This window comes from Ideonella sp. P3_A4, from assembly GCF_056403075.1.
The window spans coordinates 1-5,800 of the sequence record NZ_JBFUGE010000384.1; the positions used below are offsets into that span (position 1 = coordinate 1).

A 5,800-nucleotide genomic window follows, 5' to 3' on the forward strand; every position below is an offset into this window, starting at 1 on the left:
ATCCTGGGCCGCGGCATGTGGCCGATGCAAAAGCCGATGCAAAACGCATGGGCTGGCAACACGGCCGCCACGGCGGGCACGGATGAAGGCACAGGCAGCCTGGACTTTCTGGTGCCCAAGGGCGCGGGTCGGTTCCACTTCGTCGGCGGCGCGCGCTTTGTGCATGGCAGCGCCATGCCCCAAGAGATCGTAGTTCCGGTGATAGTGGTGAAGGAGAGTGACACCGAAAAGGCCAAGACGCGGCAGGTGGAAGTGAGCCTGCTCGGGTCTAGCAACAAGGTTGTCACCAACAAGCAGCGCTTCGAGTTCATCCAGACCGAGGCGGTGTCTGAGCGCGTGCTGCCGGTGACGCTGCTGCTGTCCATCCGCGATGGCGACCAGTCCATCAGCGATGAACAGATCCTGACCTTCGACAGCACCTCACCGATGCTCGACGAGCGCAAGCGGTCGGTGATGCTGACCCTGGCGGCAGGCAGCTACGACCGCACCAAGGACTACTTTCTGGTCGCGCGCGACGCGAAGACCAAGGCAGAGGCCTGGCGGGCGCCGCTGCGCATCGACCTGGCTTTCAGCAATGACTTTTGAGGGCCACCATGGCTGAAAACACCGCACCGGCGCAGGCCGCCACCATCGACCCGGGCCTGGACAAGCTGCTCAACGAGCGCTTTGCCGGGCGCGTGGTGCGCAAGGACCTGACGAAGCTGATCAAGGAAGGGGCCAACGTTCCCGTCTACGTGTTGGAGTACCTGCTGGGCATGTACTGCGCATCAGACGACGCGGAAACCATCCGCGCTGGCCTGGTCACCGTCAAGAATGTGTTGGCCGAGAACTACGTGCGGCCCGACGAGGCCGAGAAGGTCAAGAGCAAGATCCGCGAGCGCGGCTCATTCAAGGTGATCGACAAGGTCACCGTGAAGCTGAACGAGAACCGCGATGCCTACGAGGCGCTGCTGTCCAACCTGGGCATCAAGAACGCCGAGGTGCCGGACTCCTACGTGCGGCAGTTCGAGAAGCTGCTGGTAGGGGGCATCTGGTGCATCGTGACGCTGCAGTATCGGTTCGAAGAGAACCAGAAGACCTCGCCCTTCGTGGTGTCGGACCTGAAGCCGATCCAGATGCCAAACATGGACATGGAGGAATTATTCGCTGGCCGGAAGGGGTTCACGGAAGAGCAGTGGATTGACGCGCTGCTGCGCTCGACAGGCATGGAGCCGACGTGCTTCAAAGAACGGGTGAAGTGGCACCTGCTGGCGCGGATGATTCCGCTGGTGGAAAACAACTACAACCTGTGCGAGCTGGGGCCGCGCGGCACGGGCAAGAGCCACATCTACAAGGAGATCAGCCCGAACTCCATCCTGGTGTCCGGTGGCCAGACCACGGTGGCCAACCTGTTCTACAACATGAGCGCCCGCAAAGTGGGTCTGGTGGGCCTGTGGGACGTGGTGGCCTTCGACGAGGTGGCCGGCATCAACTTCAAGGATCAGGACGGCGTCCAGATCATGAAGGATTACATGGCCTCGGGGTCGTTTAGCCGCGGGCGCGAGTCGATCAACGCCAGCGCGGCGATGGTCTTTGTGGGCAATCTGCCGCAGGGGCAATCGGTGGAGTCACTGGTGAAGACGAGTCACCTGTTTGCCCCATTCCCGGACGTGATGATCGACTCGGCCTTCTTCGACCGCTTTCACGCCTACGTGCCGGGCTGGGAGATCCCGAAGATGCGGCCGGAGTTCTTCACCGACCAATACGGCCTGATCGTGGACTACCTGGCCGAGTGGGCGCGCGAGATGCGCAAGCGCAGCTTCGCCGATGCCATCGACAAGCACTTCAAGCTGGGCAACAACCTCAACCAGCGCGACACCATCGCCGTGCGGCGCACGGTGTCAGGCCTGCTGAAGCTGATCTCCCCGGACGGCGCCTACACCAAAGACACGGTGCGCAAGTGCCTGGAGTACGCGCTAGAGACGCGCCGGCGCGTCAAGGAGCAGCTCAAGAAGATCGGCGGCATGGAGTTCTACGACGTGCACTTCTCCTACATCGACCTGGAGGACATGCAGGAGCGCTTCATCTCAGTGCCGGAACAGGGCGGTGGCGGGCTGATCCCGGAAGGGCGGCTCAGCCCCGGCGTGCTGCACACCATCACCATGGGCGAAGGCGGCATGCCCGGCGTGTACCGCATGGAGATTCAGGCGATGGCCGGCGGCGGCAAGCTGTCGGTATCGGGCCCGGTCACACGCGAGCCGGTGCGCGTGGCCTTCGATTACTTCAAGGCCAATGCTGGCCGCGTGAGCGCATCGATCCACCCGACCGAGCGCGACTTTCACCTGCACATGGTCGAGCTGCAGAACGCCGGCGCTCCCGAGGCACTGACCCTGGCCAGCTTGATCGTGTTGTGCTCGGCTGCGCTGGGCAAGCCTCTACAAAGCCAACTCGTTGTGATGGGCGACATGTCCCTTGGTGGAACGATCACCCAGGCGAGCAACTTGGCGGAGAGCCTGCAGGTAGCGTTTGACGCCGGGGCGAAGCGGATCCTGCTACCGATGTCGAGCGTGACAGACATTCCTTCGGTGCCAGGGGAATTGTTCGCCAAGTTTCAGACGAGCTTCTATTCGGATCCAGTGGATGCGGTGTTCAAAGCATTGGGGGTTGAATGACCTTCTGCGTCGTGCCAGGAACCACGTTCTCACGGTTCGAATAGAGCTTGCGCTCGACGGAACCTTCCAAAACTGCAGGTCCGGGAGAGTCCTGGTGCACAGCTGCTGACACAACGAGACATGCAAAGCGATCAGCACGACCGCGCCGGGCCCTTCCATGGCGAGGACTCGCGCCCGCTCGCCGGAGCGAGCACCAATGTGAAACGGTGACCATCATGGAAACTCGTCCGAAGCTCACGCTGTCAGCAGGATCTGCGGCTGATCTTCAGGCGCAACTGAGCGCTATAGACATTGCAGTTCCGCTCGTCAGCGAAGGTCGAACCAAGGAACATCGCGAGCGGTACCTAATGGCCCGTTTCCTGGCCACCATGGCGCACGCAGGCCGACTCGAGTTTCCTCTCGAACTTGTTCACGGAGAGAAGCCTGACTTCACGCTCATCCTTGCGGGAGTCGACATTGGCGCGGAGTGCGTCGAAGCCGTACCGCCAGAGCACTATCACATAGAGGACATTCGTGAGAGGCTTTACCCAGACGCCATGAACTTTGGCCAAAAGTTTGAGCCTGGTGAAACGAACTTCACGTCGGTCCAGAAACACGAGATTGCCAGCGGTGAGCGTGCCGGCCCGCCATGGATGCCCGATGCGATGCGTCGAAACTGGCTTGATTCAATGGAGTACGTCCTCGCCGGCAAGACTGCGAAACTTCGCAACGGCAACTACTGTGCAAACGCCTCAACCTGGCTTCTCGTGCAGGATGAGTGGCCAAACGCTTTGCACTTCTATCCACACAAGGTTTACGAAGCAGCCGGCGAGCTTCTTGTTCGACTCGAGCCACTCCTTTCGCCACCAGCGTTCCAATCAATCTTCATAGCCTCCGGCGACCAACTGCTTTGCTTTCAAAAGGGCCAGCTGTATGTCGAGGAGATCTGCGATCTTTGGCGATGACGGTTAACCCCTCAGTCATGGGGACGTCTCGCGCCAGGGTGCAAGCTGCCCCTTACCTCGAACGTTAGGGATCATCAAAAATCCTGATTAGCGATGAACCTCAGCCATGCGAAGCGATGGAAGAGGCACCGGTTTGCAGGCCGCCGCGGCGCGAATGAGGCTTTGCATCAGGAACTTGAGATCGAATCGCCGGTTGAACCTGTACTGATATTCGGCCAGGTATCGCTCAGCGTACTTGCTGAACTTGAAGGCATGGTACGTACCCGTGATGGCCGTCTTCAGGTTACCCAGCACAGTGTTGATCGCCTTGAGTTCAGCGATCTCGCAAGCCTGCTTGCCGCCACCGGTCACGATGGCTTGGTGRACCGCCAGGCGRTTCCATGCCGTGTAGTTGAAGCTCGGCGCTCCATCGGAGACCACCARRSTGCCGGGCTYGAGRCTGTTCAGGCAGAACACCACCACGTCTTCGCCCGTGGCTGGCTGCTGCGACAGGCAWACCTGCGCCGGCTTGCCCTCGGGCGTGGCCGACACCGCCGCCAGCAACGGCACCTTGCCCTTGCGGCCCTGGCTGGCCTTGCCGCTGGCTTGGCCCCCGAGGAACGCCTCGTCGATCTGCACCGTGCCCCCGAGCSTGCGGCTGCGTTCGCGCACCCACATCGCCTGCATCAGCTTGTGCTTGAGCGCCCACGCCGTCTGGTAGCACACCCCAAGGTGGCGCATCAGYTCCAGCGCRCTGACGTTGTTCTTCGCYTGGCTCAGCACATAGGCTGCGAGGAACCACATCCTCAGCGGCAGCTTGCTGGACGCCATCACAGTCCCGCTGATCAGGCTGCTTTGGTGGCGGCAACTGCAGCACTGGTAGTACAACAGCCTGCCGCGCCTGAAATTTCTGTACTCGTCGCTGCCGCACGCGGGGCACTTGAAGCCCTGCGGCCAGCGCTGCGCCTGCAACTCCTGCTCGCAGCCTTCTTCCGTCCCGAACCGACGCATGAACTCGCCAAACGACAGTCCCTTCTGGAATTGCACCCGATTCATCGGCATGATTGGCCTCCTGATGTCTGCCAATTCATCTTCCGTCCCTACTGGCTCACCCAGTGAGTCAGTGGCTGAGGATCATCGCTAATCAAGATGTCATCTACCACGGTCGCATTCCTTGCATGCTTCACTGCACTCCTCGGCACGCCCGTACTGGCGCCCGTAGGCGCATGGCTTCTTGCCCGCCAGCAGTCAATCGTTCAACGTCTCGCGTTTCAGCTGCTCCTCGCCAGTCTCGGCTGCGTCGCGGCAGCAGTCTCATTCGGCGTTGCGACTTCGCTCTATGAGGTCAATGCGATTCTTCTCGGGCTCGCCTACCTCGCATTCGGCGTAGTGGCTATCTCCGCCTTCCGACTGCGCCCCCGGCTAGTGGGCTTTTCTCTCGGTGCCCTAGCATCTCTTGTCCTGCTAGCAGGTCTTCTCCTTGGCACCGGCGGCGCACTCGGAGTAGCCTTCGTTATAGGTGATACGGTTCCAATCTATTCGGGGTTCGCCGAGCCAAATCTGAAGTGCTACGTGACATCCTTCGGCAATGCGACCACGTCCACCAACGGCTACGACGTTGTACTCAAACGGCATATTCGCCTAGCGCCGGGGTTTGAGTACACCGTAGGCGAAGAGCGGTATGACAGTCCTTCATTCCAGCCAAGAGACGCATGTATCCGAGCCCTCAATGCACGAAACGGCTAACCCTTCAGTCAAGGGGACGTCTTGCGGCAAGCCGCAATCCGCCCCTTACCTCGAACGTTAGACCACACTCTATGGGCAAACCGCGCCTCACCACGCTATGGATCTCTGCTGAATTCTGGAGTCCCGGCGCATGGGTTCCAGCTGATGATCTTGTCGATGTAGTAGCCACCCTCGAAGACGGAAGCCGATGGTCAGCCACCATTTGCTCCTTCGAGCATGTGAGCACATTGCGCAGTAAGTGGAGAGTTTCTGGAGAATGCTTGTCAGGCAGCTATCTCTGGGCGGCAAACTTGATACTGGCGGTCAGCACCACTCGTGCTGAGATTGAGGTACTAGTTCAAGACTTGATCGCCACTGGAGATTTCCGCAATGCAATGGCGAGAATTCCTGATGAAGCCGCCGAGTAGCATCCTTTTCATCCGCCGGCCTAACCCCTCCGTCAAGGGGACCTGCCTTCGGCAGGCCCCTTACGTCGAACGT

The 5,800-nt window shown here is 60.5% G+C and carries 6 protein-coding genes; 5 read left to right on the forward strand and 1 reads right to left on the reverse strand.

Annotation, left to right across the window (positions count from 1 at the left end):
- The 3 genes from AC1DYI_RS24705 to AC1DYI_RS24715 form a co-directional block, all read left to right on the forward strand.
- Positions 1–585, forward strand: a 585-nt coding sequence (locus AC1DYI_RS24705; RefSeq protein ID WP_477206781.1) for a PglZ domain-containing protein, incomplete at its 5' end; no start/stop codon positions are given.
- 8 nt (positions 586–593) lie between these two features.
- Positions 594–2,651: a protease Lon-related BREX system protein BrxL gene (brxL, locus tag AC1DYI_RS24710; protein ID WP_477206782.1), complete on the forward strand. Its 2,058-nt coding sequence runs from the start codon at positions 594–596 to the stop codon at positions 2,649–2,651.
- A gap of 215 nt (positions 2,652–2,866) precedes the next feature.
- Positions 2,867–3,595 (forward strand): hypothetical protein, encoded by a 729-nt coding sequence (locus AC1DYI_RS24715; RefSeq protein ID WP_477206783.1) that lies wholly within the window; start codon positions 2,867–2,869, stop codon positions 3,593–3,595.
- Between the two features lie 87 nt (positions 3,596–3,682).
- Here the strand turns inward: AC1DYI_RS24715 and AC1DYI_RS24720 are convergent, their stop codons facing one another.
- The gene (locus AC1DYI_RS24720; protein ID WP_477206784.1) at positions 3,683–4,636 is read right to left on the reverse strand and encodes an IS1595 family transposase; all 954 of its coding nucleotides are present in this window, start codon (positions 4,634–4,636) and stop codon (positions 3,683–3,685) included.
- 87 nt (positions 4,637–4,723) lie between these two features.
- Between AC1DYI_RS24720 and AC1DYI_RS24725 the strand changes: the two genes are divergently transcribed.
- On the forward strand, positions 4,724–5,320 hold the full coding sequence (locus tag AC1DYI_RS24725; RefSeq protein WP_477206785.1) for a hypothetical protein: 597 nt from the start codon (positions 4,724–4,726) through the stop codon (positions 5,318–5,320).
- 71 nt (positions 5,321–5,391) lie between these two features.
- The gene (locus AC1DYI_RS24730; protein ID WP_477206786.1) at positions 5,392–5,727 is read left to right on the forward strand and encodes a hypothetical protein; all 336 of its coding nucleotides are present in this window, start codon (positions 5,392–5,394) and stop codon (positions 5,725–5,727) included.
- Positions 5,728–5,800: the final 73 nt, after the last annotated feature.

What these genes read in the sequence shown, in the direction of transcription:
- AC1DYI_RS24725 (WP_477206785.1), top strand. Translation starts at nt 4,724, where the DNA reads ATGTCATCTACCACGGTCGCATTCCTTGCATGCTTCACTGCACTCCTC.
- AC1DYI_RS24715 (WP_477206783.1), top strand. Translation starts at nt 2,867, where the DNA reads ATGGAAACTCGTCCGAAGCTCACGCTGTCAGCAGGATCTGCGGCTGAT.
- brxL (WP_477206782.1), top strand. Translation starts at nt 594, where the DNA reads ATGGCTGAAAACACCGCACCGGCGCAGGCCGCCACCATCGACCCGGGC.
- AC1DYI_RS24730 (WP_477206786.1), top strand. Translation starts at nt 5,392, where the DNA reads ATGGGCAAACCGCGCCTCACCACGCTATGGATCTCTGCTGAATTCTGG.